The sequence below is a fragment of the Thauera aminoaromatica genome (assembly GCF_000021765.1).
Lineage (GTDB): Bacteria > Pseudomonadota > Gammaproteobacteria > Burkholderiales > Rhodocyclaceae > Thauera > Thauera aminoaromatica.
In genome coordinates, this window is sequence record NC_011662.2 from 2,024,643 (window position 1) to 2,049,947 (window position 25,305).

Below are 25,305 nucleotides of genomic sequence, written 5' to 3' on the forward strand. Positions count from 1 at the left end.
CCATGAGCAGCGTGCGCGCGATCTTCCTCTCCGATGTCCATCTCGGCACCCGTGCCTGCCAGGCCGAGCGCCTGCTCGACTTCCTGCGCGAGCACGAGTCGGATTACCTTTTCCTGCTCGGCGACATCGTCGACTTCTGGGCGATGAAGCGCAGCGTGCAGTGGGCGCCCAGCCACAACACCGTGGTGCAGAAGGTGCTGCGCCGCGCCCGCCACGGCTGCCAGGTGATCTTCATTCCGGGCAACCACGACGAGGCCTTGCGCGAGCATGCCGGCGTCGCCTTCGGCGACATCCGCGTCGAGTCGGAATGGATCCACCACGCCGCCGACGGCCGGCGCTACTGGCTGGTGCACGGCGACGAGTACGACCAGGTCACCCGCCACCACCGCTGGGTGGCGCTGCTGGGTGACGTCGCCTACAACGCGCTGGTGCGCATCAACCTGCTGCTGTCGCGTGCGCGTCGCCTGCTCGGCGTGCCGGGATACTGGTCGCTCGCGGGCTACGCCAAGCAGAAGGTGAAGAAGGCGGTGAGCTTCATCTTCGACTTCGAGGATGCGGTCGCCCACGCCGCGCAGCAGCGCGGGGTGGACGGGGTGATCTGCGGCCACATCCACTGGGCCTCGGATCGCCGCATCGGCGACATCCGCTACCTCAATTGCGGCGACTGGGTGGATAGTTGCAGCGCCGTCGTCGAGCACCACGACGGCCGCATCGAGGTGCTGCAGTGGGGCGCGCTGGGCGCGCACGCGCTCGCTCCGCTGCCGGCGCTGCCTGCACCGAGGCCCGCGTCCGTTCGACCGCAATCGGCGCCGGTTCCGGCGGGTGCCGAGCGCATCTACCTGATGCCGGACATCTGAACCCGCGAGGCCCCTCGGCCGCCGCATTCGCGCCTTGCGGCGCTCCTGCATCGGCAGGGACAGTGGCGGTTTTCGGTAGGAGCGCCGCAAGGCGCGAAACTGGCCGCCGCGATGTACCGCTTCCCGCTGCCTGGGGCCAGCGGCCAGTCGGCTCAATCCTCGCGCTCGTCGCGCAGCAGATCCCAGGCGATGAACATTCCGAGCGCGGCGTTGCCGAGCGCGAACAGCGCCACCACGACGGTCGCCAGCGGAACCAGCGGCCAGCTGCGCAGGAGCCAGGCAAGGATGGCCGAAAGCAGGTTGAGCACGATCATCAGCCAGAAGCGGCGGTCTTGCGGGCGGTAGAGGCGAGAGAGCTTCATCGGCGGGGGCGGGAGAGATCGAGGGGAGGGTTTGCGTACGCATGATAGCGGCGGCTGGCGAAAAGCCGGGTCGCGCGGGCGGAATTTGATAAAACGCAAGTGCGAACAATTCGCATTACGATAGTATCGCTCCCTGATCTTCCTGTTCGGGCATGCCAGCCGTCGCCAGCCAGCCCGGGAACCCGACTTCCTGGAGCTTTCCATCGTGCTTCGTCTGCGCCCGCTCGCGGTGGCCGTCCTCGGCCTGTCCGCCTTCCCCGTTTCCAGCCTCGTCCATGCCGAGACCCTGCTCGGCGCCCAGACCGTCACCGCCAAGGGCTACGCCGCCGACACCCTGGAGACCCCGCAGGCGGTCGAGATCCTGCAGGCGCCGGCGGCCGGCGGCACGGTCGCGGGCGCGCTGCTGCGCGGCAAGCCCGGCCTGGCGGCGCAGTCGGACGGTGCCTGGGGGCAGAACCCGGTGCTGCGCGGGCTCAAGAAGGAAAGCGTGGTGGTGATGGTCGACGGCGTGCGCATGAACTCGGCGCAGCCGCAGGGCGCGATCGCCTCCTTCCTCGACCTCGGCCTGCTCGAGCGCGCCGAGGTGGTCAAGGGGCCGGGCTCGGTGCTGTACGGCAGCGGCGCGATGGGCGGGGTGGTCAACCTGATCACGCCCGATGTCGGCTTCAGCGCCGAAGAGGCGGTGGGCGGGCGCGTCGGCGCGCGCTTCTCCAGCGTGGACAAGGGCGTCGCCGGTGCCGCGCTGCTGACGCGCTCGAGCGCGCACGGCGCGCTGGTGCTGGGCGTGGCCGGGCGTGACGTGGACGACTACCGCAGCCCGGACGGCCGCGAGGATCGCACCGGTTACCAGTCCGACACGCTGCTGGCAAAGTACAAGCACAAGCTGAGCGAGGACCTGACCCTGCGGGTGAACCTGCAGCGGCATGAGGACGAGGATGTGTGGTATCCGGGATCGGCGCGCACCGGCGCCGGAATCCCCAAGCCGCTCGGCACCGCGACCATCCATTCTCCCGAGCAGCGCCGCGAGCTCTACGAGCTTGGCGTGGACGCGAAGCTGGGCGAGGGCACGCTGTCGGCCGAGCTCTACCGTCAGGAAGTGTTCCGCCAGATCCGCGCGTTCTCGTCGGCCAAGCAGCGCGACTATGTGCGTAACGACGTCCGCTTCGTCACCGATGGCGCGAAGGCGAAGTACCTGTTCCCGTTCGGCGCCGACCACCTGCTGACCGTGGGTGCCGACCTCTGGCGCATGCGCGGCGATCCGGAGCGCTACATCGACAACAATCCGCCGGCCTTCGACAACAACCTGCGCAACGATCCTTTCGACAAGGGCGAGATCGAGTCGGCGGGCGTCTTCGTGCAGGATGAGTTCAGTCTCGGCGATACCCGGATCGTCGCTGGGGCGCGTTTCGATCGCGTCACCGGTGACGCTGAACGCAAGGGCATGACGCAGACCACCGGGCTGGAGAACGCCGACAACAACCTGTCGTGGTCGCTCGGTGCGATCCAGCCGCTGAGCGAGCGCCTGAGCGCCTACGCCAACCTCGGCCGCGCCTACCGCGCGGCGGACATGCGAGAGCGCTTCGAGGACTCGGCGCGCGGCGACGGCTACTTCCATGTCGGCAACCCGCAGCTCGACCCGGAGGTGTCGACCAGTCTCGAACTCGGCCTGAAGCGGGGCGGCGCCGGCCTGCGGTACCAGCTTGCCGCCTTCTATACGCGCATCGACGACTACATCGCCGGCCGTGTCACCGGGGCCGTGCATCCGCAGAACGGCCTGCCCTTCAAGCTCACCGAGAACCTCGACAAGGTCACGATCTACGGCATCGAGGGCAGCGCCAGCATGCCGGTCGGCGCCTTCGTCGCCGACGCGGGCTTCACCTGGCTGCGCGGCGAGAACCATCAGGACGACGAGCCGCTGTTCCAGATGCCTGCGCCCGAGCTGACCCTGGGGCTTGGCCAGGCGGCCGAACGTGGCTTCTGGTGGCGCGCGCAATTGCGCGCGGTCGCCGAGCAGGACCGCATCGCGACCCGGTTCTCCAACGGCACCGAAAACCCCACCGCCGGCTTCGTCACCGCCGACGCCGAGTTCGGCTGGCGCTTCGGCAAGCTCGGCGCCTTCGAATCCGCCGGGCTGGCCGTGCAGCTGAGCAACCTCGCCGACAAGCGCTATCACGAGCACCAGACCGAGGGCGTGTCCGGCAACGAACTCGCCGCGCCCGGCCGTGGCGTGGCGCTCAGCCTGAACGGGAGCTTCTGACATGGGCCAGGATCGTCGCCGCCCGACGGCGCCCCCGGCGTGGATGCGCGCGGTCATGCACGTCTGCGTGGTGTGCGCCTTCCTGCTCGTGACCGGCATCGTCCATGCGCAGGGGCAGAAGCTTGCCAAACTGACCCTGGCCGGTCCGTCGGCCGCGGTGTCGAACGCGCTCATCCACATGGTCGACTCGGGTGCGCTCGCCGACCTCGCCGAGGTGGTCGAGTTCGTGCCGTGGCGCGACCCCGACCAGTTGCGCGTGATGGCGCTCGACGGGCGCGCCGACGTGCTGGCGATGCCGACCAACGTCGCCGCCAACCTCTACAACCGCGGCGCGAAACTGCAGCTGATCAACGTGTCGACCTGGGGTGTGCTGTGGCTCGTGTCGCGCGATCCGGCGCTGAAGTCGCTGGCCGACCTGCGGGGCAAGGAGCTGGCGATGCCGTTTCGCGGCGACATGCCCGACATCGTGCTGCAACTCCTTGCCGAAGGGCAGGGCATGGACGTGAGGAAGGACCTGAACCTGCGCTACGTCGCCAGCCCGGTGGACGCGATGCAGCTGCTGGTGATGCGCCGCGTCGACCACGCGCTGCTCGCCGAGCCGGCGGCCTCGATGGCGCTGCGCAAGACCGGGTCCTTCCCGCTCAGCGTGATCGCGCCCGAGCTGCACCGCAGCGTGGACCTGCAGAAGGAGTGGGGCCGGGTGTTCGCGCGTGCGGCACGCATCCCGCAGGCGGGCATCGCGGTCATGGGCGCGCTGCGCGAGCGCCCCGAGCTGGTGGCGCGCATCGAGGCCGAGTACGCGCGCGCGCTCGCGTGGTGCAAGGTCAACGCCGCGGCCTGCGGCAAGGCGGTGGCGGCGCGCATCGACGTGCTCAGCGCCGAGGCGGTGGCCGATTCGATCGCGGTGAGCCAGCTCGAGGTGGTGCCGAGCCGCGATGCGCGTGCCGAGCTCGAGCACCTGTTCGCCAAGCTGGTGGCGAAGAATCCCGCACTGGTCGGCGGCAAGCTGCCGGACGATGGCTTCTACGGCGGAGCGAAGGCGCCATGAACCTGCTGCGCGCCTGGCTGGCCGGCTTGCCGGCCTACCTGTGGAGTGGCTGGGGCGCGATCGCCAGCCTCTGTCTGCTGCTCGCCGCCTGGGAGGCGGTGAGTCTCGCCTACGGCCCGCTCGTCATGCCCGACCCGCGCGCGGCCTTCGCCACGCTGTGGGGCCTGATCGACAGTGGCGCGGCGTGGCCGGAACTGGCCGCCACCGCACGCCGCGCGCTTACCGGCTACGCGCTGTCGGTGGTCGCCGGCAGCGTGCTCGGCCTGGTCGCCGGGCTGTCGATGACCGCCTCGATGATGGCGCGTCCGCTCGTCACCGTGCTCATGGGCACGCCGCCGATCGCCTGGCTGGTGCTGGCGATGCTGTGGTTCGGCGCGAGTGATGGAACACCCGTGTTCACCGTGTTCGTGGCGTCCTTCCCGGTGATCTTCATCGGCGCACTGCAGGGCACGCGCACGCTCGACAACCAGCTCCACGGCATGGCCGCGGCCTTCCGCCTGCCACGCCGCATGATGCTCACCGACGTATACCTGCCGCACGTGGTGTCCTACCTGTTCCCGGCCTGGATCGCCGCGCTCGGCACGGCCTGGAAGGTGGTGGTGATGGCCGAGCTGCTCGCCACCCAGGACGGCGTGGGCGCGGCGCTCGCGGTGTCGCGCTCGCACCTGGACACCGCCGCGACCATGGGCTGGATCGCCGCGGTGGTCGGCCTGCTGCTGGCGGTGGAGTACCTGGTGCTGGAGCCGATCAAGCGTGAGGTCGAGCGCTGGCGGGAGCAGGGCGCATGAACACGGTTTCGACTGCCGAGCTGCGCGTGCACGGGCTCTCCCATGCCTTCGCGCGCGACGAGGTGCTCTCGGGCATCGACTTCCGCGTGCGTGCGGGCGAGGTCGTGGCCCTGGTCGGACCCTCGGGCTGCGGCAAGACCACGCTGCTGCACCTGGCGGCCGGCCTGCTGACGGTGCAGCAAGGCCGGGTGGACAGCGGCTTCGCCTCCACCGCCTTCATGTTCCAGCAGCCGCGCCTGCTGCCCTGGAAGAGCGCGCTCGACAACGTCGCGCTCGGCCTCAAGGCGGCCGGCGTCAAGCGCGCCGAGCGCCACTTCCGCGCGCGCGCGCTGGCCTTGCGCCTCGGACTCGCCCACCGCGACCTCGACAAGTTCCCCCACCAGCTCTCGGGCGGCATGCAGAGCCGGGTGGCGCTGGCGCGCGCGCTGGTGCTCGCGCCCGAGCTGCTGCTGCTCGACGAGCCGTTCTCGGCACTGGACGTCGGCCTCAAGGAAGAGCTTTATCGCCTGCTGCTCGACCACCAGGCCGAGCGCGGCATGGGCGTGCTGATGATCACCCACGACCTCATGGAGGCGGTGCGGCTGTCGGATGCGATCCTGGCGATGGCGCCCGCGCCCGGGCGCATCGTGTGCCGCTTCGAACTCGACCGCCCGGCGGCCCGGCGCGATGACGCCTGGGGGTACCGGCACACCGCAGAGCTGCTGCAGGTGCCGGACGTACGCGCGAGCTTCGGTTTGCCACCGGCGGTGGCGGTGGCGAGGGATCGAGCGGGATCTGCGCCGCGGCCAGAGTTCGTGCGGCAAGGCGGGCTGGCGCTGCCGCACGCGCTGAGCCGCTGTCCGGGCTGCGCCTGGTGAGCCCGACTTCCAGACCGATCCCGGTGCAGGGCGGCAAGCGTTGCGGGGCATGAGCATGGGTGACAGGACGATGAATGCTGGACGCGGGGTCGTGACCGGGAAGGGTGCGGGCAATGCGCAATCGGGCTGGAGCGTGCGGCTTGCGGCACGGCCACTGTTCATGTGCGGCTTCCGGCCCTTCTTCCTCCTCACCGCACTTCATGCGGTGCTGGTGCTGCTCGCCTGGGGCGGCTTCCTCGGCTTCGGCCTGGCGCTGCCGGCGGTCGCGGGCGGCCCCTTCGTGTGGCACGCGCACGAGCTGATGTTCGGCTTCGGGCTCGCCGCGGTGGCGGGCTTCGTGCTCACCGCGGTACCGGAGTTCACCGCCACGCCGGCGTTCGCGCCGCGGGTTGTGCTGCGTCTGGTACTGCTGTGGCTGGCGGCGCGCGCGGCTTTCTGGCTGTCGGGCGGGCTCGCCGCCGTCGCGGAGAGCTGGCTCGGCGGGGAGGAGGGGCAGGCCGTTGCGCGATGGATCGGGCACCTGCCCGCGGCGCTGCTCGAGATCGGCTTCGCCTGCGCATTGCTGGCCGCGGTGGCGCCGCGGCTGTGGCGCGACCCCGAGCGTCGCCACCTCGGCTTTCAGTGGGGCCTGGCGGCGATGGCGATGGCGGTGGCGGGCTTCCACCTCGATGTGTTGCGCGGCGAGTACCCGATGCGCTGGGTGCTGGTGGGGCTGGGCGTGATGATGACGCTGGTGGTGGTGGCGATGAGCCGGATCTCGATGCGCGTCATGCACGACGCGCTCGACGCCGCGCGCGCGCGCCGCCTGCCCGCGCATACGTTGCGCCGGGACGAGGAGGCCGAGCTGGAACTGCCTTCCTACCGCGCGCGGCCGCCGCGGCGCAACCTGGCGATCGCGGCGATCGCGGTCCATACGGTGGCGGAATACCTCCTGCCGGGCTCGCCGATCACCGGTTGGCTGGGGCTGGGCGCGGCGGCGGCGGTGTTCAACCTGCTCAACGACTGGCACGTCGGGCGCGCCTTGTTCACGCGCTGGGCCTTCCTGCTCTATGCGGTGTACTGGCTGCTGGCGCTCGGCTACCTGCTGCTCGGCCTCGCCCGTCTGGGGGCGCCGCTGGCACCGAGCGCCGGGACTCACCTGCTGGCGATCGGCGCGATGGGCCTGTCCATCCTGGCGGTGCTCTGCATCGCCGGGCGCACGCACGCCGGCTACCCGCTCGACGAGCGTCCGTGGGTGGGGGCGGCGGCAGTCTCGATCGTGCTCGCGGCCTTGCTGCGCGCGGCCGCCGGCCTGCCCGACATGCCCGCATCCGCCTTGCAGTTGCTTGCCACGCTGGCCTGGATCACAGCCTTCGCGCTGGCCGCGTGGCGGTTGGGCGTGTTGTTCGTGGCCGCGCGGGTGGATGGCGGTGCCGGGTGCGAGGAATACCACGCTCCCCGGGCAGCCGAGGCCGTCCCGCCCTGATGCGGGCACGGGCCTGCGGTGATGGCGCCGCGCTCGGGTCGGACCGACGCAGGCCAGCGTGACCGGGTTCGTGGCAGTGCTGGCACCGAACGCGCTAAGCTGGCGGCCGTGGATGGCTCCGCAGCGGAATCGCCGTCCGAGCCCGGAGACCCGACGATGGCGCTGCTCAACTGGAAAGCCGACTATTGCACCGGTAACGCGAAGATCGACGAGGATCACCGCGCCTTGTTCGAGCGCGTCAACGATTTTCACTTTGCGTGGCAACAGAACCGCGACCGCAAGGACATCGCGCGCGTGCTCAACCGCCTGGTCGAGTACGCCGAGGAACACTTCGCGCGCGAGGAAGAGATCATGCGCGCCAGCGGCTACCCGGGACTGGCGCGCCACCAGGCGATCCACGAGGCACTGTTCGAGCAGATCTTCGTGCTGCAGGGCCACTTCGAGGACGGGCGCATCCGCATCGATCGCGACACGGTCGACTTCCTGCGCGGCTGGCTGGTGGATCACATCGTCGGCGAGGACATGAAGTTTGCGGCCTATGTCGAGAGCGGCGACGAACCTGCGCCGGCCCGGCAGGCGAGCGACATCGACGTCGTCTGAACCCGGGCCCTCAGGCCGTCGCGGCGCCGGCCTGCAGCCGGCCGCGGCGCACCAGCAGCAGCACCGCGAGGGCGAGCACGACCTCGATCAGCCCGATCGCCACGAAGACTGGCGGGTAGGGGCGTTCCAGCACCAGGCCGAAGAAGGCGAGCAGCGCGCTGCTGAGCAGCGGGCCGGCGGCAAAGCCGAGCGAGCCCGCCATGTTGAAGGCGGCCAGCGCGCTGGCGCGGCAGTCGCTGCCGCCATATTGCGCGGCCAGCACCAGTGAGGGCGCATACATCAGCGCCGCGATCACGCCGCCCGCGGCCATCGTCGCCACCACCCGATCGCCCGGGACGAAGCCGAGCACGGCGAGGAAGACGCCGTAGAGCACGCTGCCGATCACCATCATCCACAACGGATCCCAATGCCGCGACAGGTGGCCGGCGGGCCAGGTGAGCACCGAGAAGGGGATCAGGAAGGCCGCCATCGCGATGCCGATCTGGCGCGCATCGAAACCGATCACCAGGCCGAGGTAGAGCGACAGCGTCGACACGATGAAGCCTACGGTGAGGCGGTCGGCGAAGGAGAACGCGAGCGGGATCAGCAACTGGCGACGGTTGCGCAGGGTGTCGACGATCTCGGATGCCGTCATGCGCGGCCGCGTGCCGCCGCCCTCGGCGAGGCGGACGAAGCCGAGCGCGGCCATCGCCAGCGAGAGCAGGCCGCCGCCGAGGGGCACCCAGAAGGGGTCGATGTCGCCGATGATGCCCCCGAGCGGCGCGCCGGTGGCCACCCCCAGGCTGATCGAGGCGCCCACCGCGCCCATGCGCGCGCCCAGCCCGGCCTTGCCGGCGTGGTCGGCGGCGAGCGCCATCAGCAGCGACAGCGCCGACATGTGGGCGAAGCCCTCGACGAGGCGCAGCGCGAGGAGCAGCGCGTAGCTCTCCGTGCTGCGCCAGGCCCAGGCGATGCCCAGCAGCGCGATGCCGTTCACGGCGAGCGCGCCTACCGCGAGCAGGCGGCGCTTGCCGAGGCGGTCGGAGAGCAGGCCGGCGATCGGCGCGCCGAGCAGCGCGCCGATCATGTTGATCGACATGAAGAAGTGGCTGGCGAACTGGCCCAGACCGGGAAAGCGCTGCGCGGTGAACTCGGGCAGCACCGGCACCATGCCGGTGACCGGCAGCATCAGGGCGTAGAGCAGCAGCAGCGGCAGGAGATGAGGTCCGGTCATGGTGTCGGCGCGGTGTCGGCGCGCTGGGTTCGGAGGCGGGTGCGCCGCATGATACTTCGACCTCCGCGACCGTCGTCTGTTGCCGATCAAGGCCCGGCTACAATCCTGGCGACCCGCCGCCGCCGCCGCGGCCGGGTTCGTGTCGGCACCCCGTGTGCGTCTCACTTCGGAGGTTCGCGCATGCGCGCCGTGTATCTGTCGGGACTGCTGGTGGTTGTGCTCGCCGTCGTCACCTTCTGGATGACCGCGGGGCTTCAGCCGGGCGTGACCGTGCTGCAGTTCGCGTGGACGCCGCGCGGCTTCGGCGAGATCGTCCATGTGTGGTCGCCCGAGGATCTTGCCCGCTACCGCCTCCACCTTCCGGTCGACAGCCTGCTGCTGCTGGCCTACGGCAGCTTCGGCTGGCTGCTCGCGACCCGCACGGCGCTGTTCGCGTCGCTGCCCGGGCGGGCACGCGTTGCGGCACGCTTCGTCCTGCCGCTCGCGGCCGTGTTCGACGCGGTGGAGAATGCGCTCCACGCCTGGTTGACCGAGATGCCGCGCTTCGGCATGCATGGGCTGTACCTGCTGTCGACCACCTGTTCGGCGCTCAAGTGGGCGCTGCTGTTCGGCTTCGCCGCGCTGGTGTTGTGGGCGCTGGCGCGCGAAGCAGACTGAGGCGCTCAGTCCGCGGCCTCGTCCTGCGGCGCCGCGCGCGCCTGCGCGAGCAGGGCGTCGATGCGCGCGCGCAGGCGCTGCCAGTGCGAGCCTTCCCAATACACCCGGCCGCAGCCGGCGCAGGCGGAAAAGTGTGTGTGACGCGCGCGCACCGCGGGCGGCAGGCGCTGCACCACCGCCGCTGGCGAGACTTCGTGCAGTGCCGCGTTGCATTCGAGGCAGCGCGAGAACGGGCGGGCGTGTCCGGCGAGTCCGAGGCGGCGGAGGATCTCGACCGCCTGGCGCGCCGGCTCGAGCGCATGCACGAAGCAGCCCTCGGCGACGTCCCGGCGCTTGAGGAGTTCGCGGTCGCGGGTCAGCACGACGCGCCGCTCGCGCACGGCGGTGGCGACGAGCGTGGCATCGTCGATGTGATTGTCGTAGAGCGTGTCGAAGCCGGCCAGGCGCAGCAGTCGCGCCAGGCCGCCGAGATGGGCGTCGGCGATGAGGCGCGGCGGCGGGGACGGGCAGGGCTTCCCGCAGCGCGCGGCATGGGGATGGACCGACACCCGCTCGCCCGGGCACAAGCGGCGCTCGAGGGGCGCCGGGCGACCGTCGACCAGCACCCTTCCGACCTCGGTGTGCGGGACGCCGAGCGCTTCGATCACGTGCTTGAGGCTGGAGCCGGCCGCGCAGCGGACCTCGAAGATGCGATCGCGCCGTGCCGGGGCGAGGAAGGCCGCCAACTCGCCATGGAAGCGGAAGGAGACGAGCCGTGCGGGGGAGAGGGGCACGGGGGTGGCGTCGGACATGGGCAGGGCATTCCCTCGATCGAGCACCGCCACAGCATAGCGCGCGCCGCAGGCGCTTGCTGCTACGCTGTCGGCTGGTTCGTCCGAGGAGATCGAAGATGAAGATCCGCGCCCTGTTCGTCACGCTTTCCGGGCTCTCCGCCGCCGCGGTGGCCGTACTCGTCCTCGCCGCGGTCCCGGCACCCGCCGGCGCGATCGCCCAGCCGGTGGGCCCGGCGATGCCGGAGGAATGCGTCTGTTCGCGCGGCCTGCGCCTCGCGGAGGCGCCGCCCTCGGTCCTGCACAACTGCCAGTGCGGTCCGCTGCAGTGCGTGGTGCACGCGCAGTCCGGCCAGTTGCAGTGCCGCTGAGCCGCGTGTGCGCATGAAGCCGCGCCTCAGCGTGATCACGCTCGCGGTGGACGATCTCGAGCGCGCCGTCGCCTTCTATCGCGACGGCTTGGGCTGGCCGACGCAGGGCATCGTGGGGAGTGCGGCGCAGCATTCGGCGGTCGCCTTCTTCGCGCTGCAGCCCGGGATCCGGCTGGCGCTCTTCCCGCGCACGAGTCTCGCGGTCGAGGCCGGCGTCGCGGAACCGCCGTCGGGCACGAGCGGCTGCCTGCTGAGCCACAACGTCGCCCGGCGCGAGCAGGTCGCCGAGGTGATGGCCGAGGCCGCGGTGGCGGGTGCGCGCATTCTGCGTCCGCCACGCGACACCGCCTGGGGTGGCCATGCGGGCTATTTCGCGGATCTCGACGGGCATCCGTGGGAGGTGGCGTGGAACCCGAAATGGCCGCTGGCGGACGACTGAGTCCCGCGCAGGCCGGCTGAGCGGATGCAGCCCGGCGCAACGCGACCGTCCCGCGGCGCGGAACCGGACAGCGCGCGCCTTTGTCCCTAAACTGGCGGTTCGCGCCGAGCCACGCTCTCCACTCCTCACGCCCGACTCCTCGTTTCCCGATGCCTTCCAGCCGCCGCTTCGTCCTCTCGCTCAGCCTCGTCGGTCTCGCCGCGCTGGGCGCCTATGCCTGGTATGCAAACCGTCCGCCGGCCTTGCCGCCGGGGGGCGCGCGGGCGCAGGCGGCAGGCGTGCAAGCGGTGCCGCCTGCGGCGGGGACTGCGGGCGCGAAGGGGGCCGCGGGCGCTGCGGGTGGCTCGCAGGGCGGGCCGGTGGTGGTGGAGACGCACACCGTGGGCGTGCGTGCGCTCGCCGACGACGTCGGCGCGGTCGGCTCGCTGGTGTCGAACGAGTCGGTGGTGCTGCGTCCCGAGGTGTCGGGGCGGATCGAGGCGATCCGCTTTCGCGATGGCGAGGCGGTGCGGCGCGGCGAGGTGCTGATCGAGTTCGACGCCGCGGTGCAGCGCGCCGAGCTGCAGCAGGCGCGCGCCAGCCTGACCTTGGCCGAATCGAACTTCCGCCGCAGCCAGGACCTCTTCTCGCGCAGCTTCGTGAGCCGCAGCAGCCTGGACAACGCGCGCTCGCAGCTCGAGGTGGCGCGCGCCGGGGTGGCGCTCGCGCAGGCCAGGCTCGCGCGCATGCAGATCCGCGCGCCGTTTGCCGGCGTCGTGGGCATCCGCAGCGTGAGCCCCGGCGACTTCGTCAAGGACGGCGAGGCCATGATCAACCTCGAGGACATCGCCACGCTGAAGGTGGATTTCCGCCTGCCCGAGCTCTACCTCGACCGTGTGCGCCCCGGGCAGACGGTGGAGATCGCGAGCGACGTGCTGGCGGGCGAGCGTTTCGCCGCCACGGTCGAGGCGATCGATCCGCTGGTCGATGCGCAGGGGCGCGCGCTCAGGCTGCGCGCGAGCCTGCCCAACCCCGAGCTGCGCCTGCGCCCGGGCGTGTTCGTACGCGTGCGCCTGATCCTCGCCGAGCGCGCCGACGTCGTGATGGTGCCCGAGGCCGCGCTGGTGCCGGCGCCGGGCAACACCCAGTTCGTATACCGGGTCGCCGAGGGCAAGGCGCAGCGCGTCGAGGTGCGCACCGGCACGCGGCGCGACGCGATGGTGGAGGTGGTCGAGGGCGTGCAGGCGGGCGAGGTGGTGGTGACCGCCGGCCAGCTCAAGCTGCGCGACGGCGCGGCGGTGAAGCTGGCCGCGGGCGGCGTGGCGCGGGCGGACTGAGCGATGGTCCTCTCCGAGCTCTGCATCCGCCGCCCGGTGTTCGCCACCGTGCTGTCGCTGCTCGTGCTGCTGGTGGGCCTGATGTCGTACTCGCGGCTCACCGTGCGCGAGTACCCCAACATCGACGAGCCGGTCGTGACGGTGGATACGCGCTACCGTGGCGCCAGCGCCGAGATCGTCGAGTCGCAGGTCACCAAGCCGCTGGAGGACTCGCTCGCCGGCATCGAGGGCGTGGACGTGCTGTCCTCGATCAGCCGCCAGGAGCGCAGCCAGATCACGGTGCGCTTCCGCGTCGAGCGCAGCGCCGATTCGGCTGCGGCCGACGTGCGCGACCGCGTGTCGCGCGTGCGCCAGCGCCTGCCCGACGACATCGACGAGCCGGTGATCGCCAAGGTCGAGGCCGACGCCAGCCCGATCATCTGGGTGGCTTTTTCCTCCGACCGCCACGCGCCGATGGAGATCAGCGACTTCGCCAACCGCGTCATCAAGCCGCGTCTGCAGACCTTGCCCGGTGCGGCCGATGCGCGCCTGTTCGGCGACCGCCGCTCGGCGATGCGGGTGTGGCTCGATCGCGACCGCCTCGCCGCCTTCGGCCTGACCGTGCAGGAGGTGGAAGACGCGATCCGGCGCCAGAACGTGGAACTGCCCGCCGGGCGCATCGAGAGCCGCGAGCGCGAGTTCGCCGTCGTGGCGCAGACCGACCTCGCCCGGCCCGAGCAGTTCGGCGCCATCGTGCTGCGCCAGGGCGACACCGCCGACGCCTACCCGGTGCGCATCCGCGACGTCGGCCGGGTGGAGGTGGCACCCGAGAGCGAGCGCACCTCGGTGCGCTTCATGGGGCGGCCGGCGGTGTCGATCGGCCTCATCAAGCAATCGGTGGCGAACCCGCTCGACCTCAAGCGTGGCCTGGACGAGATGATGCCGCGGCTGCAGGCCGAGCTGCCCGAAGGCATGTCGATGACCATCGCCAACGACACCACGGTGTTCATCGAGCGCTCGATCGACGCGGTGTTCTCCACCATCTGGGAGGCGGTGCTGCTGGTGGCCGCGGTGTGCCTGTTCTTCCTGCGCAACTGGCGGGCGATGCTGGTGCCGCTGGTGACGATCCCGGTGTCGCTGGTGGGCGCGTTCACGCTGATGCTGGTGCTCGGCTTCTCGATCAACACGCTCACGCTGCTCGCGCTGGTGCTGGCGATCGGGCTGGTGGTGGACGATGCGATCGTGGTGCTGGAGAACATCTACCGCCACATCGAGGACGGCATGGAGCCGGTCGCCGCCGCCTTCAAGGGCGCCAGGGAGATCGGCTTCGCGGTGGTGGCGATGACGATCACGCTGGCCGCGGTGTACGCGCCGGTGGCCTTCATGAGCGGGCGCACGGGCAAGCTCTTCACCGAGTTCGCGCTCACGCTCGCCGGCGCGGTGATCGTGTCGGGCTTCGTCGCGCTGACGCTGTCGCCGATGATGTGCTCGAAGCTGCTGCGTCACGAGCCCACGCACGGACGGATCTACAACGGCATCGAGCGTTTCCTGGCCTGGCTCACCGGCGGTTATCGCGCTGTGCTCGAGCTGGCGCTGGGCGCGCGCTGGCTGGTGATGCTGGTGTTCGCGGTGGTGGCGGGGAGCTCGGTCTGGCTGATGGGGCAGTTGAAGAGCGAGCTCGCGCCGCTGGAGGACCGCGGTCGGGTGATCGGCATGTTCACCGGCCCGGAGGGCGCCACGCTCGACTACATGGCGCGTTACGCCGAGGAGATCGAGCGCATCTACGCCGGCCTGCCGGAAGTCGATCGCTATCTGGTGATCGCCGGCAACCCGACGGTGTCGCAGGGCATCTCCTTCGTCGGCTTCACCGACTGGTCGGAGCGTACGCGTACGGCCGGGGAGATCTCGAGCGGACTGCAGCCCAAGCTGCGCGCCGTGCCGGGCGTGAATGCCTTCCCGATCATGCCGGCTTCGTTCGGGCAGAGTGCGCGCTCGCGGCCGGTGAGCTTCGTGGTGGCGACCTCGGAGGGCTACGACGCGCTCGCGCGCGTGACCGACACCTTCCTCGACGCGATGCGCGACAACCCCGGCTTCCTGTCGCCGGACACCGACCTCAAGCTGACGATGCCCGAGCTTGCGGTGGAGGTGGATCGCGACCGCGCGGCCGACCTCGGGGTCGACGTCGATGTGATCGCGCGCACGCTCGAGAGCATGCTCGGAGGTCGCCAGGTCACGCGCTACAAGCAGGACGCCGAGCAGTACGACGTGATCGTGCAGGTCGGCGCCGGCGAGCGCCGCGACCCGCGCGACATCCGCGACATCTACGTGCGTGCGCGCACCGGCGAGATGGTGCCGCTGACCAGCGTGGTGCAGGTGAGCGAGCGCGTGGCGCCGCGCGAACTCAACCACTTCGGCCAGCGCCGTTCGGTGACCATCTCGGCCAACCTGGCGCCCGATTACGCCCTGGGCGAGGCGCTGCAGTGGATGGACGACACCGCGGCGCGCATCCTGCCGCCGGGCTACAGCACCGACTACGACGGCCAGTCGCGCGAGTTCAAGACCAGCGCGGAGAGCCTCGCGCTGGTCTTCCTGCTCGCGCTCGCCTTCATCTACCTGGTGCTGGCAGCGCAGTTCGAGAGCTTCCGCGACCCCTTCATCATCATGCTGACGGTGCCGCTGTCGATGACCGGCGCGCTCGGCGCGCTATGGCTGACCGGCGGCACGCTCAACGTCTACAGCCAGATCGGCCTGGTGACGCTGGTCGGGCTGATCACCAAGCACGGCATCCTGATCGTGGAGTTCGCCAACCAGCTGCGCGAGCACGGACATGCGCTGCGCGAGGCGGTGGTGGAGGCGGCGGTGCTGCGCCTGCGGCCGATCCTGATGACGACCGGGGCGATGGTGCTGGGCTCGCTGCCGCTTGCGCTGGCGACCGGGGCGGGCGCCGAGAGCCGCCAGCAGATCGGCTGGGTGATCGTGGGGGGCTTGCTGATCGGCACCTTCTTCACGCTCTTCGTGGTGCCGACGGTGTATACGCTGCTGGCGCGGCGCGAGCGCGAAGCGCCGGTCGCGGTCACGCAGGGAGCCGCCTCCTGAAAACGAAGAACCCCGCGGCGCCGGTTGCGCTTGCGGGGTTCGTCACGGTGCCGGGAGGGGATCAGCTTTCGGTTTCGACCCTCTTCAGGTACGCGTAGATCTGGTCCTTGATCGCCAGCTTTTCCTTCTTCATGACCTCGATCTCGAGGCTGGTGCCGGGCACGACGTGGGTCTCGATGTTGTGGATCTTCTGGTCCAGCTCGTTGTGCCGCTCGAAGAGCTGGGTGAAGTGGCGGTCGTTGTGCTTGAGACGGGTGATCAGGTCGCGATATTCGGGGAACATGGGAAGAACTCCTTGGTTCTGGATTGCAAAGGCTACGAACTGGGGCAAAGGAAAAATTTTCCGCTCGGCACCAGTCTACTCCCGCTTCCGGTGCGCGGCCAGCGTGGCGGGCGGGTGTGGCCCGTGGTCCGCGACCCGCTTCGGGCCGCTTGCGGATGGCATTTGCCGGGCTGTTGCCGCGAGCAGGAAAACTGATCGAAAGTTCCTCGGTGCCTCATCCGAACAGGTGGGGGAACAGCTTCGCGCGCTCCTCGCCACTGAGTGCGTTCATGCGCGCGATGTTGCGCTCGGGGATGCGGTCGACCTCGGGGTAATGCTCGATCGCCTTCTCCAGGCTCTCCTCGCGGATGATGTGCAGCAGCGGCCAGGGCGAGCGGTTGGTCAGGTTGCCCGGGTCGTCCGCCTCGGTGTCGGCGAACTGGTACTGCGGGTGGAAGCTCGCCACCTGCAGCTCGCCCTCCCAGCCGAACTGCTCGACCCACAGGTCCACCGCGTCGAGGAAGTCGTTGTAGTCGGCGAAGTCCTCCAGCATGTCGGGGATCGCCAGCAGGGTGGTCTCGAGCTCCGCCACCGGGGTGTCGGAGAGGCGCTCGAGCTCGGCCTGCAGGTCTTCGAGCAGGGCGTCGGCGGTGGTGGCGTGGCTGACCGCGATGCGCACGCGCTTCTCGCGCCGCGGGCGGGCGGCGAAGGGGCAGAGGTCGAGGCCGATGACGACCTCGTCGAGCCACTGCTCGACGTCGGCGATGATCTGTTCATCCATTGGAGCGGTTCCGTTCAGGCGGGATGCAGGGGAAGGTCGTGCAGCAGCCGCAAGGCGGTGTGCAGCACGGCCTCGGGGAGGTCGGGGCGCAGGCAGTCGAGCTCGACGAAGCCCGGCCAGGTCTCGCGGAACTGGCGCTGCCAGGTGAGCTGGCGCTTGGCGAGCTGGCGGGTGGCGGCGACGCCCTTGAAGCGCAGCTCGTCGTAGCCGGTGCCGCCGTCGAGGTATTCCCACACCTGGCGGTAGCCGACGCAGCGCATCGAGGGCATGGACGGGTCGAGCCGGTAGCGCGCGCGCAGCTGGCGAACCTCGTCGACCAGGCCGGCGTGGAGCATGGCGTCGAAGCGCTCCTCGATGCGCGCGTGCAGCGCGCCGCGATCCGAGGGCGCGAGCGCGATCGGCAGCAGCCGGCAAGGCAGCGGGTCGTCTTCCTTCTTCGCGTAGCTGTCCGCGAGCGGGCGGCCGGTAAGGCGGACGATCTCGAGCGCGCGCTGGATGCGCTGCGCGTCGCCCGGCTCCAGGCGTGCCGCGGCCTCGGGGTCGAGGCGGGCGAGCTCGGCGTGCAGCGCCGGCCAGCCGCGCCCGGCGGCCTCGTCGTCGAGCGCGCGGCGCAGCTCGGGGTCGGCCGCGGGCAGGTCGGAGAGCCCGTCGCGCAGCGCCTTGAAGTACAGCATGGTGCCGCCGGCCAGGAGCGGAATATTGCCGCGTGCGACGATCTCGCCCATCAGGCGGATCGCGTCGGCGCGGAAGCGTGCGGCCGAATAGCTCTCCTCGGGCGTCACCACGTCGATCAGGTGGTGCGGGCACACCGCGCGTTCCTCCGCGTTCGGCTTGGCGGTGCCGATGTCCATGTCGCGATACACCAGCGCCGAATCCACGCTGATCACCTCCACCGGCAGGGCTTGCGCGAGCGCAAGCGCGCTCGCGGTCTTGCCGCTGGCGGTGGGGCCGAGCAGCAGCAGGGCGGGCGGCAGGGGGGCGGGGATGGGCGGAGGCAGTTTGGGCGAGGCCGAAGTGTGCGCTCGGGCGCGGGATTCGCGACGGCGCAGGGCGCGCGGATTATCTCCCAGGCCGTCGTGATCCGCCAGCGTGCGACCCGCAACCCCTCAGGTTTGCCGAGAACGGCGGCGCATTTCCAGGCTGATGGGGCCGGTGCCGAAAAGCTTGCGGTCGGCGGGGGCGCGCGTTCGCCCGCCCCCGGGATGCAGCGATCAGCGGTGGCCGCGCAGCATCGAGCGCGTCATCGGGTCGAGCGGCAGGGCGTAGTCGTGCACCGCCAGCACCACGTTGGTCTCGGGCTGGATGACCTTGAGGTTCACGAACACCATCTCGCTGCTCTGCGCGTAGGTGCCCACCACCACCGCCTGCGCGTCGTGCGTGCTGGCGAGGTCGCGGATCTCGCGGGTGAGCATCAGCTCGCCCTGGTCGCGCGCCATATAGACGTTGTTGCGGAACTTCATCTCGATCATGCGGTAGCCGGCGAGCGTGAAGCGCGCCGAGACCTGTTCGGAGATGAGGCGGCCGAGGGTGGAGGATTGCTCGAGCGCGTCGATGTTCACCACGGTGGCGGCGATCAGTGCCTGCGTCGGCGCGAGCTGGCCGCGCAGCTGCGCGAGCAGGCTGTCGGCCGCGGCGTAGTTGGACGGGATCAGCGGGTTGGCGGCGGCGGCGTCGAAGCTGATGTCCTTGCGCGACGCGACCGGTTCGGTGGCGCAGCCGGCGGTGACGAGCACGGCGGCGGCGAGGGCTGCGGCGAGGATTGCGGGCTTGCGCATCATTCGCCTCCGACGACCTGGAAGGACTTGGTGCGCGCCTGCGGGGCGGCGAGGTAGAGCGCCTCGTCGGCCGCGTCCGCGCGGAACACGCCGGTCTCGCGCGCGATGAACCGGCTGTTGTCCGTCACGCTGGTGCTGACGATGATCTCGAGCGAGCCGGTGGCATCGACGCCGGGCTTGACCTGGGTATCCACGCCGACGCGCAGGGCGCCGGCCGGGGTGCGCAGCACCGGGTGGCCGGCCTCGAGCAGGGCGGTGATCAACTGCGTGGAAAAGGCGCGGTCGAAGGCCGAAGCGTCGGCATGCTGATTGACGAACAGCGCGGTCTGCGGGGCCAGGCGGGCGGACAGGCGCTGCGCGACGTCGCGGGCGAGGCTGTTCCAGTGCGAGGCGGAGTGCAGTGCGCGCTGCGAAACAGCTGCCTGGGCGTTCGCCGCGGGGGCGTGATGGACGGGCGTGGCGCAGGCGCCTGCCAGCAGGGCCGCAGCGCTGGCCGCGGCGAGGGTCTTCTTCATGGAGCGCATTCTCCGGGACGGGGCACCGCGTCGGTCGCAGGCGGCGAGGACGGTGCCGGGCAAGTGAAACGGCGTATGTCGCAGCTATGCCGAAAGCTAGCAGAAGCCCCGCTCCGACTCAATTGCGCCGCATCGGCGGATGAGACATAGTTCCGCGCCGTGGCGCTGCACAAAAAACGGGCAGCGGGGGAATACGCCTGTCCGTCAGCGCCTTGCGGAACTTATCCACAGCTTGTCCCGGGAGCTGCCCACGGGTGCTGGGGACAAAGCCGGCGGTCGCCATGGTGAGCGATGCGTGGATGAGCGTGCCCGCAAAGGAGAAGTGGCTTGCAGGTATGATTGCGCGCGCTGTGCACGGGGCGTCCGTGCAATCCTGTCGAGGTGCTTTCTTGAAGATCTTTTCGCCGCTGTACGAGCGCACGATGGTGTGGTCGCGTCATCCGCGCGCGCCCTGGTTCCTGGGGGGGCTGAGTTTCGCCGAGTCGTCGTTCTTTCCGATCCCGCCGGACGTCATGCTCGCGCCGATGTGCCTGGCGAATCCGCATCGCGCCTGGTGGTTCGCGCTCCTGACCACCCTGACCTCGGTGGCGGGGGGACTTTTCGGCTACCTCATCGGCTACTACGCCTTCGACCTCATCGAGCCCTGGCTGCGCGGCAGCAACTACTGGGGCGCCTACGAGCAGGCGGTGGCATGGTTCGATGCCTGGGGCTTCTGGGCGATCTTCATCGCCGGCTTTTCGCCGATTCCCTACAAGGTCTTCACGATCGCCGCAGGCGTGGCGTCGATGGCCCTGCTGCCATTCACGCTGGCCTCGTTGATCGGGCGCGGCGCGCGCTTCTTCCTCGTCGCGGGCCTGATGGCCTGGGGGGGCGAGCGCATGGAGGGTGCGCTGCGCAAGTATGTGGACCGCATCGGCTGGGCCACGGTGGCCGCGGTGGTGGTCGGGGTGCTGGTGTATCGCGCGGGATGATGCAGGCGCGCCGACGGGCGCGCATTCGGCACCGGGGGTGTGCTACTGCCCGCGCATGAAGAAGCGGTCGAGCTCGGCCAAGCTCAGCTGCGTCCACGTGGGGCGGCCGTGGTTGCACTGGTCGGCGCGCTCGGTCGCCTCCATGTCGCGCAGCAGGGCGTTCATCTCGGGCAGGGTGAGCTGGCGATTGGCGCGCACCGCGCCGTGGCAGGCCATGGTGGCGAGCAGCTCGTTGCGGCGCGCGGTGACGACCTCGGTGGCGGGGAATTCGCGCAGCTCCTGCAGCAGCTCGCGCACCAGTTCGGCCACCGGCGCGCTCGCCAGCAGCGCGGGCACGCTGCGCACCACGAGCTCCTGCGGACCGGCGGCGGCGATCTCGAAGCCCATGCCGGCGAGTACCTCGGTGCCTTCCTCGGCCGCCGCCATGTCCTTCGCGCCCACCGAGAACACCGCCGGGATCAGCAGGCGCTGCACGGCCGGGCGGCCGTCGATCACGGTCTTGAGCTTCTCGTAGAGGATGCGTTCGTGGGCGGCGTGCATGTCCACCAGCACGAGGCCGGCGGCATTCTGGGCGAGGATGTAGATGCCGTGCAGCTGGCCGAGCGCGTAGCCGAGCGGCGGCGCCTCGCCCGTGGCGGTCTCCGTCGGCGCCGGGCGCGGGCCCGACTGGATCTCGCCGGGGCGGTCGGGCAGGCTGGCGCCACCGCTATCGCGTGCGCCCGCGGCGAAATCAAAGTAGGCGCGGCTCGCCGACTCCATCGCCAGGCGTCCTTGGCGGGCGTCTGCGGGCGGCCAGGACCGCGATGCGGGGTGGTGGGCGGCCGTCGGGACGGAAAGCGGGGGGAGGGCGCTCGAGAAGCCCCCTTGCGGGACGGTGCCCGATGCCGGGGAGGCCGCGGGGCCGGCACCGACGCCAATGGCTGCGGGCGCGTGCAGCTCCGCAGCGCGTCCCGCTCCGCTCTCGGCCAGGGTGCGGCGCACGGCGTGGAAGACGAACTGATGCACCGCGCGCGACTCGCGGAAGCGCACCTCGATCTTGGCCGGATGCACGTTCACATCCACCCCGGCGGGGTCGAGCTCGAGGAAGAGCACGTAAGCCGGATGGCGCGCGCCGTGCAGGATGTCGGCGTAGGCTTCGCGCACCGCGTGGGCGAGCAGCTTGTCGCGCACGAAGCGGCCATTGACGAAGAAATACTGCGCGTCGCGGCTGGCGCGCGAATAGGCGGGCAGCGACGCGAAGCCGGCCAGGCGCAGTATCCCGGCGTCGGCCTGGACCTCGCGGGCGTGCTGCAGGAAGTCGTCGCCCATCAGCGCCGCCACCCGCGCGGCGGGCGGTGAGGGAGGGAGGCGGTGGATCACGCGGCCGTTGTGGGCGAGCTGCAGGCCGATGTCGGGGCGCGCGAGCGCGACGCGGCGGAACATGTCGTCGCAGTGGGCGAACTCGGTGGATTCGGTCTTGAGGAACTTCCGCCGCGCGGGGGTGTTGTAGTAGAGGTCGGCGACGTCGACCACTGTGCCCTGGTCGAGCGCCGCCGGCTCGGGCTCGCGCCCGGCCTCGATGCGCCAGGCGTGGCTCGCGCCCTCGGCGCGGCTGGTGATGCCGGTGCGCGCCACCGCGGCGATGGCCGCCAGCGCCTCGCCGCGAAACCCCATCGTGCCCACGCGCTCGAGGTCGTCGAGGGTGGCGATCTTGCTGGTGGCGTGGCGCTCGAGCGCGAGCGCGAGCTCGTCGCGCGCGATGCCGCAGCCGTCGTCGGCGACGCGGATGCGCCGCACGCCGCCCTGCTCGAGCTGCACCTCGATCGCGCGCGCGCCAGCATCGACCGCGTTCTCGAGTATTTCCTTGAGCACCGAGGCCGGGCGCTCGACCACCTCGCCGGCGGCGATCTGGTTGACCAGCAGGTCGGAGAGGCGGTGGATGTGGGGCATGGGGGGGGCGGCGACGCAAAAGCGGGATTATACGGGGGTGCGGGGGCGGCACAGCCTTCCGCCGCTCGTGCAGAGAACCGGCGATTTTCCTTGCCCGTGCCGGGAGCGTGGCGCGGGTCGGGTATCATCGCGGCCATGCTCCGGGGCGGGCGCCCGCCGGTCCGCGCGCCCAAGCCCTGTCCTCCGCCAGGATCTTTTCATCGTTCCAGCATCCCATGAAGTCCATCGTCATCCTCATTTCCGGCCGCGGCAGCAATATGGAAGCCATCGTGCGTGCGGGCATCCCGGGCGCGCGTATCGCCGCGGTGATCAGCAACCGGCCGGGCGCCGGCGGGCTCGAGTTCGCACGCGCGCACGGCATCGCCACCGCGGTCGTCGACCACAAGTCCCACCCCGACCGCGCCGGCTTCGACCAGGCGCTCGCCGAGTGCATCGACGCCCATGCGCCCGACCTGGTCGTGCTCGCCGGGTTCATGCGCGTGCTCGGCGACGGCTTCGTGCGCCGCTACGAAGGCCGCCTGCTCAACATCCACCCCTCGCTGCTGCCGGCCTTCCCGGGGCTGCACACCCACCGCCGCGCGCTCGAGACCGGGGTGAAGGTGCATGGCGCGAGCGTGCATTTCGTCACCGCCGAGCTCGACGACGGGCCGATCGTGATCCAGGCCGCGGTGCCGGTGCTGACGGGCGACGACGAGGACAAGCTGGCCGCGCGCGTGCTGGCGCAGGAACACCTCATCTACCCGCAGGCGGTACGCTGGTTCGTCGAGGATCGGCTCGAACTCGTCGCCGGCCGCGTGAGCCTGCGCGACGCGCCGGCCCAGGACGGCGAGGCGCTGCTGGTGCCTGCGCCCGAGGGCGGAGGGCGGGCGTGATGCGCGGGCTGGTCGTGCGCCTCGCGCTCGCCGCCTGCGCGAGCGCGGCGGCGCTGCCCGTCGGCGCAGCGGCCGAGCCGCCCGCGCAGGGCCACATCGTCTATGACGTGCACTATGGCTCGTCCGGCTTCAAGGTGGGCGAGGCGCGCCACGAGTGGAAGCTGGACAAGGGGCGCTACGCGCTCTCGCTCGCGCTTCAGGCCAAGGGGCTCGCCGGCCTGTTCGGCCTCGAATACGAGCAGCGCAGCAGCGGTACGGTGGACGCAAAGGGCATGCGCCCGGAACTGTTCGAGGTCGACCAGCGCGGGCGCAAGCCCGAGCGCGCCGAGTTCGACTGGACTGCGGGCAAGGTCAGCATCCGCCGCGGCGGCGAGGAGCGGCGCAACGGCGAGATCCGCGCTGGCGACCAGGATCTGCTCAGCCTGTGGCACCAGGCGCGCAAGGTGGTCGAGTCCGGCAAGCCGGCGCGCTTCGCCGTGGTCACCAACAAGAGCATCAAGCAGGCGGTGGTCGAGCCGCGCGGCGAGGAGCGCCTCGAGCTCGCCGGCGAGCAGCTCGACACCGTGCGCCTGCACGCCTTTGCCGAGAAGGACGACCTCGACATCGACATCTGGCTGTCCAGGCGCCATAGCCTGCTGCCGGTCCGCATCCGTATCACCGACGACAAGGGCGGCGTGCTCGACCAGCGCGCTGCGCGCATCGAGGCGGGCGTGCCCGCCGCCAGGAACCCGAACTGAAATGAAACCCAAGACCGAAAAGCCCCGGACCCGGGCGATCAAGCGGCAGGAGCCGGCCGCGGCCGAGCGCCCGGCCGAGGGCGCGGTGTCGCGCACGCTCTTCATCCAGGCCACGCAGGCGCTCGGCGCCGTGCTCGCCTTCGACTACCCGGCCGACGCCGTGCTGTCGCGCCATTTTCGCGACAACCGCGAGCTCGGCCACCGCGACCGCGGCTTCATCGCCGAGGCGGTGTACGGTGTGCTGCGCCGGCTGCGCTGGCTGCGCCGCATCGCCGGCGCGGAGGCCACGCCGCGCATGCTGCTGCTGGCCTGGTTCGCGCGCGGCGAGGGCTGGCCGATGCGCAACTTCGAGGGCCTGGCGAGCGCCACGGAGCGCGACTGGATCACCTCGATCAAGGCCGCCGAGGCGGGCGAACCCAGCCTGGCCGAGCGTGCCGACCTGCCCGACTGGCTGGCCGAGCGCCTGCTCGCGCAGATGGACGGGGACGAGCTGCTCGCGCTCGCGCACGGGCTCAACCGCCCGGCGCCGCTCGACCTGCGGGTGAACCTGATCAAGAGCGACCGCGACGCGCTGCTCGAGCGCCTGCAGGCCGACGGCGTGCGTGCCGAGCCCGGCCGGCTGTCGCCGCAGGCGATCCGCCTGGCGGGCAAGCCGGCGCTGCAGAAGCATCCACTCTTCCTCGATGGCAGCTTCGAGGTGCAGGACGAGGGTAGCCAGCTGCTCGGCCTGCTCGTGCAGCCGCGCCGCGGCGAACTGGTGGTGGACTTCTGCGCCGGCGCCGGCGGCAAGACCCTGCAGCTGGGCGCGATGATGCGCTCGACCGGGCGCCTGTACGCCTTCGACGTTTCCGAGAAGCGGCTCGCCAAGCTCAAGCCGCGCATGGCGCGTGCCGGCCTGTCGAACGTGCATCCGGTGCTGATCGCCCACGAGGCCGACGCCAAGGTCAAGCGCCTGGCGGGCAAGGCCGACCGCGTGCTGGTCGATGCGCCCTGCACCGGGCTGGGCACGCTGCGCCGCAACCCCGACCTCAAGTGGCGCCAGTCGCCGGCGGCGGTCGAGGAGATGGTCGCCAAGCAGGGCGCGATCCTCGCCGCGGCGGCGCGCGTGGTGCGCCCGGGCGGCCGCCTGGTGTATGCCACCTGCAGCCTGCTCGCCGAGGAGAACGACGGCATCGTCGACGCCTTCCTGGCCGCGCATCCCGAGTTCCGCGCGCTGTCGGCGCAGGAAGTGCTGGCGGCGCAGGGTGTGGCGCTGGAGACCGGCGAGCGCCTGCGCCTGCTGCCGCATGTGCACGACACCGACGGCTTCTTTGCCGCCGTCATGGAGCGTGCCAAGGGTGGGTGAGCGCGGACATGAGCGGGCGCATCGGCGGGCAGGCAAGCGCCAC

25 protein-coding genes are annotated in these 25,305 nt (G+C 71.0%); 16 read left to right on the forward strand and 9 right to left on the reverse strand.

Going from position 1 to position 25,305, the window contains the following annotated elements; translation table 11 throughout:
• Positions 1-2: 2 nt before the first annotated feature.
• Positions 3-857, forward strand: coding sequence for a UDP-2,3-diacylglucosamine diphosphatase (locus TMZ1T_RS08920; RefSeq protein ID WP_004310661.1), 855 nt, complete (start codon positions 3-5; stop codon positions 855-857).
• A 152-nt stretch (positions 858-1,009) separates the two neighbouring features.
• Here TMZ1T_RS08920 and TMZ1T_RS08925 read toward each other — a convergent pair whose 3' ends face one another.
• Entirely contained in the window at positions 1,010-1,219 is a 210-nt protein-coding gene (locus TMZ1T_RS08925; protein WP_004310662.1) for a hypothetical protein, read from the reverse strand.
• A 205-nt stretch (positions 1,220-1,424) separates the two neighbouring features.
• On the opposite strand from TMZ1T_RS08925, the gene TMZ1T_RS08930 reads away from it, so the two are divergent.
• From TMZ1T_RS08930 to TMZ1T_RS08955, 6 genes are all read left to right on the forward strand, one after another.
• Positions 1,425-3,476 carry a TonB-dependent receptor plug domain-containing protein gene (locus TMZ1T_RS08930; RefSeq protein ID WP_004310664.1) on the forward strand — a complete coding sequence of 684 codons (2,052 nt, stop codon included), beginning with the start codon at positions 1,425-1,427 and terminating at the stop codon, positions 3,474-3,476.
• A 1-nt stretch (position 3,477) separates the two neighbouring features.
• Entirely contained in the window at positions 3,478-4,524 is a 1,047-nt protein-coding gene (locus TMZ1T_RS08935) for an ABC transporter substrate-binding protein (protein WP_245537163.1), read from the forward strand.
• On the forward strand, positions 4,521-5,312 hold the full coding sequence (locus TMZ1T_RS08940) for an ABC transporter permease (RefSeq protein WP_012585194.1): 792 nt from the start codon (positions 4,521-4,523) through the stop codon (positions 5,310-5,312). The genes TMZ1T_RS08935 and TMZ1T_RS08940 overlap by 4 nt, the downstream gene beginning before the upstream one ends.
• On the forward strand, positions 5,309-6,169 hold the full coding sequence (locus tag TMZ1T_RS08945; RefSeq protein ID WP_012585195.1) for an ABC transporter ATP-binding protein: 861 nt from the start codon (positions 5,309-5,311) through the stop codon (positions 6,167-6,169). The genes TMZ1T_RS08940 and TMZ1T_RS08945 overlap by 4 nt, the downstream gene beginning before the upstream one ends.
• Positions 6,170-6,260: 91 nt before the next feature.
• Entirely contained in the window at positions 6,261-7,634 is a 1,374-nt protein-coding gene (locus TMZ1T_RS08950) for an NnrS family protein (RefSeq protein WP_261789187.1), read from the forward strand.
• A gap of 156 nt (positions 7,635-7,790) precedes the next feature.
• Entirely contained in the window at positions 7,791-8,234 is a 444-nt protein-coding gene (locus tag TMZ1T_RS08955) for a bacteriohemerythrin (protein WP_004310670.1), read from the forward strand.
• Between the two features lie 10 nt (positions 8,235-8,244).
• Here TMZ1T_RS08955 and TMZ1T_RS08960 read toward each other — a convergent pair whose 3' ends face one another.
• Positions 8,245-9,447, reverse strand: coding sequence for an MFS transporter (locus TMZ1T_RS08960; RefSeq protein WP_012585197.1), 1,203 nt, complete (start codon positions 9,445-9,447; stop codon positions 8,245-8,247).
• A gap of 180 nt (positions 9,448-9,627) precedes the next feature.
• On the opposite strand from TMZ1T_RS08960, the gene TMZ1T_RS08965 reads away from it, so the two are divergent.
• A complete protein-coding gene (locus TMZ1T_RS08965; protein ID WP_012585198.1) occupies positions 9,628-10,104 on the forward strand; it encodes a hypothetical protein in 477 nt (158 codons plus the stop codon).
• A 5-nt stretch (positions 10,105-10,109) separates the two neighbouring features.
• On the opposite strand, the gene TMZ1T_RS08970 is transcribed toward TMZ1T_RS08965, so the two are convergent.
• Positions 10,110-10,895: a Mut7-C RNAse domain-containing protein gene (locus TMZ1T_RS08970; RefSeq protein WP_012585199.1), complete on the reverse strand. Its 786-nt coding sequence runs from the start codon at positions 10,893-10,895 to the stop codon at positions 10,110-10,112.
• 98 nt (positions 10,896-10,993) lie between these two features.
• Here TMZ1T_RS08970 and TMZ1T_RS08975 point away from each other — a divergent pair, with 98 nt between their 5' ends.
• The 4 genes from TMZ1T_RS08975 to TMZ1T_RS08990 all read left to right on the forward strand — a co-directional run bounded on the left by TMZ1T_RS08975 (position 10,994) and on the right by TMZ1T_RS08990 (position 16,075).
• Positions 10,994-11,245, forward strand: coding sequence for a hypothetical protein (locus TMZ1T_RS08975; RefSeq protein WP_004310676.1), 252 nt, complete (start codon positions 10,994-10,996; stop codon positions 11,243-11,245).
• A 13-nt stretch (positions 11,246-11,258) separates the two neighbouring features.
• Complete coding sequence (locus TMZ1T_RS08980; RefSeq protein WP_004310678.1) at positions 11,259-11,684, forward strand: VOC family protein; 426 nt, start codon at positions 11,259-11,261, stop codon at positions 11,682-11,684.
• Positions 11,685-11,833: 149 nt separating this feature from the next.
• Positions 11,834-13,000 (forward strand): efflux RND transporter periplasmic adaptor subunit, encoded by a 1,167-nt coding sequence (locus TMZ1T_RS08985; protein ID WP_004310680.1) that lies wholly within the window; start codon positions 11,834-11,836, stop codon positions 12,998-13,000.
• A gap of 3 nt (positions 13,001-13,003) precedes the next feature.
• Positions 13,004-16,075, forward strand: coding sequence for an efflux RND transporter permease subunit (locus tag TMZ1T_RS08990; RefSeq protein ID WP_012585200.1), 3,072 nt, complete (start codon positions 13,004-13,006; stop codon positions 16,073-16,075).
• Between the two features lie 61 nt (positions 16,076-16,136).
• Here the strand turns inward: TMZ1T_RS08990 and TMZ1T_RS08995 are convergent, their stop codons facing one another.
• The 5 genes from TMZ1T_RS08995 to TMZ1T_RS09015 form a co-directional block, all read right to left on the reverse strand.
• Entirely contained in the window at positions 16,137-16,358 is a 222-nt protein-coding gene (locus TMZ1T_RS08995) for a YdcH family protein (RefSeq protein WP_004310683.1), read from the reverse strand.
• A 214-nt stretch (positions 16,359-16,572) separates the two neighbouring features.
• Entirely contained in the window at positions 16,573-17,118 is a 546-nt protein-coding gene (locus TMZ1T_RS09000) for a DUF1415 domain-containing protein (RefSeq protein WP_004310685.1), read from the reverse strand.
• 14 nt (positions 17,119-17,132) lie between these two features.
• The gene (gene miaA, locus TMZ1T_RS09005; protein WP_012585201.1) at positions 17,133-18,116 is read right to left on the reverse strand and encodes a tRNA (adenosine(37)-N6)-dimethylallyltransferase MiaA; all 984 of its coding nucleotides are present in this window, start codon (positions 18,114-18,116) and stop codon (positions 17,133-17,135) included.
• A gap of 213 nt (positions 18,117-18,329) precedes the next feature.
• Positions 18,330-18,893, reverse strand: a complete 564-nt coding sequence (locus TMZ1T_RS09010) for a FlgO family outer membrane protein (protein WP_004326581.1) — start codon at positions 18,891-18,893, stop codon at positions 18,330-18,332.
• On the reverse strand, positions 18,893-19,408 hold the full coding sequence (locus TMZ1T_RS09015; protein WP_004326583.1) for a hypothetical protein: 516 nt from the start codon (positions 19,406-19,408) through the stop codon (positions 18,893-18,895). The genes TMZ1T_RS09010 and TMZ1T_RS09015 overlap by 1 nt, the downstream gene beginning before the upstream one ends.
• 389 nt (positions 19,409-19,797) lie before the next feature.
• Between TMZ1T_RS09015 and TMZ1T_RS09020 the strand changes: the two genes are divergently transcribed.
• Positions 19,798-20,379, forward strand: coding sequence for a YqaA family protein (locus tag TMZ1T_RS09020; protein ID WP_004326584.1), 582 nt, complete (start codon positions 19,798-19,800; stop codon positions 20,377-20,379).
• Between the two features lie 42 nt (positions 20,380-20,421).
• Here TMZ1T_RS09020 and mutL read toward each other — a convergent pair whose 3' ends face one another.
• The gene (gene mutL, locus TMZ1T_RS09025) at positions 20,422-22,308 is read right to left on the reverse strand and encodes a DNA mismatch repair endonuclease MutL (protein ID WP_012585202.1); all 1,887 of its coding nucleotides are present in this window, start codon (positions 22,306-22,308) and stop codon (positions 20,422-20,424) included.
• A 215-nt stretch (positions 22,309-22,523) separates the two neighbouring features.
• Here mutL and purN point away from each other — a divergent pair, with 215 nt between their 5' ends.
• The 3 genes from purN to TMZ1T_RS09040 are packed head-to-tail and all read left to right on the forward strand — an operon-like array spanning position 22,524 to position 25,262.
• A complete protein-coding gene (gene purN / locus TMZ1T_RS09030; protein WP_004329949.1) occupies positions 22,524-23,180 on the forward strand; it encodes a phosphoribosylglycinamide formyltransferase in 657 nt (218 codons plus the stop codon).
• On the forward strand, positions 23,180-23,917 hold the full coding sequence (locus TMZ1T_RS09035) for a DUF3108 domain-containing protein (RefSeq protein WP_012585203.1): 738 nt from the start codon (positions 23,180-23,182) through the stop codon (positions 23,915-23,917). The genes purN and TMZ1T_RS09035 overlap by 1 nt, the downstream gene beginning before the upstream one ends.
• 1 nt (position 23,918) lies before the next feature.
• Entirely contained in the window at positions 23,919-25,262 is a 1,344-nt protein-coding gene (locus TMZ1T_RS09040; RefSeq protein ID WP_012585204.1) for an RsmB/NOP family class I SAM-dependent RNA methyltransferase, read from the forward strand.
• Positions 25,263-25,305 lie beyond the last annotated feature (43 nt).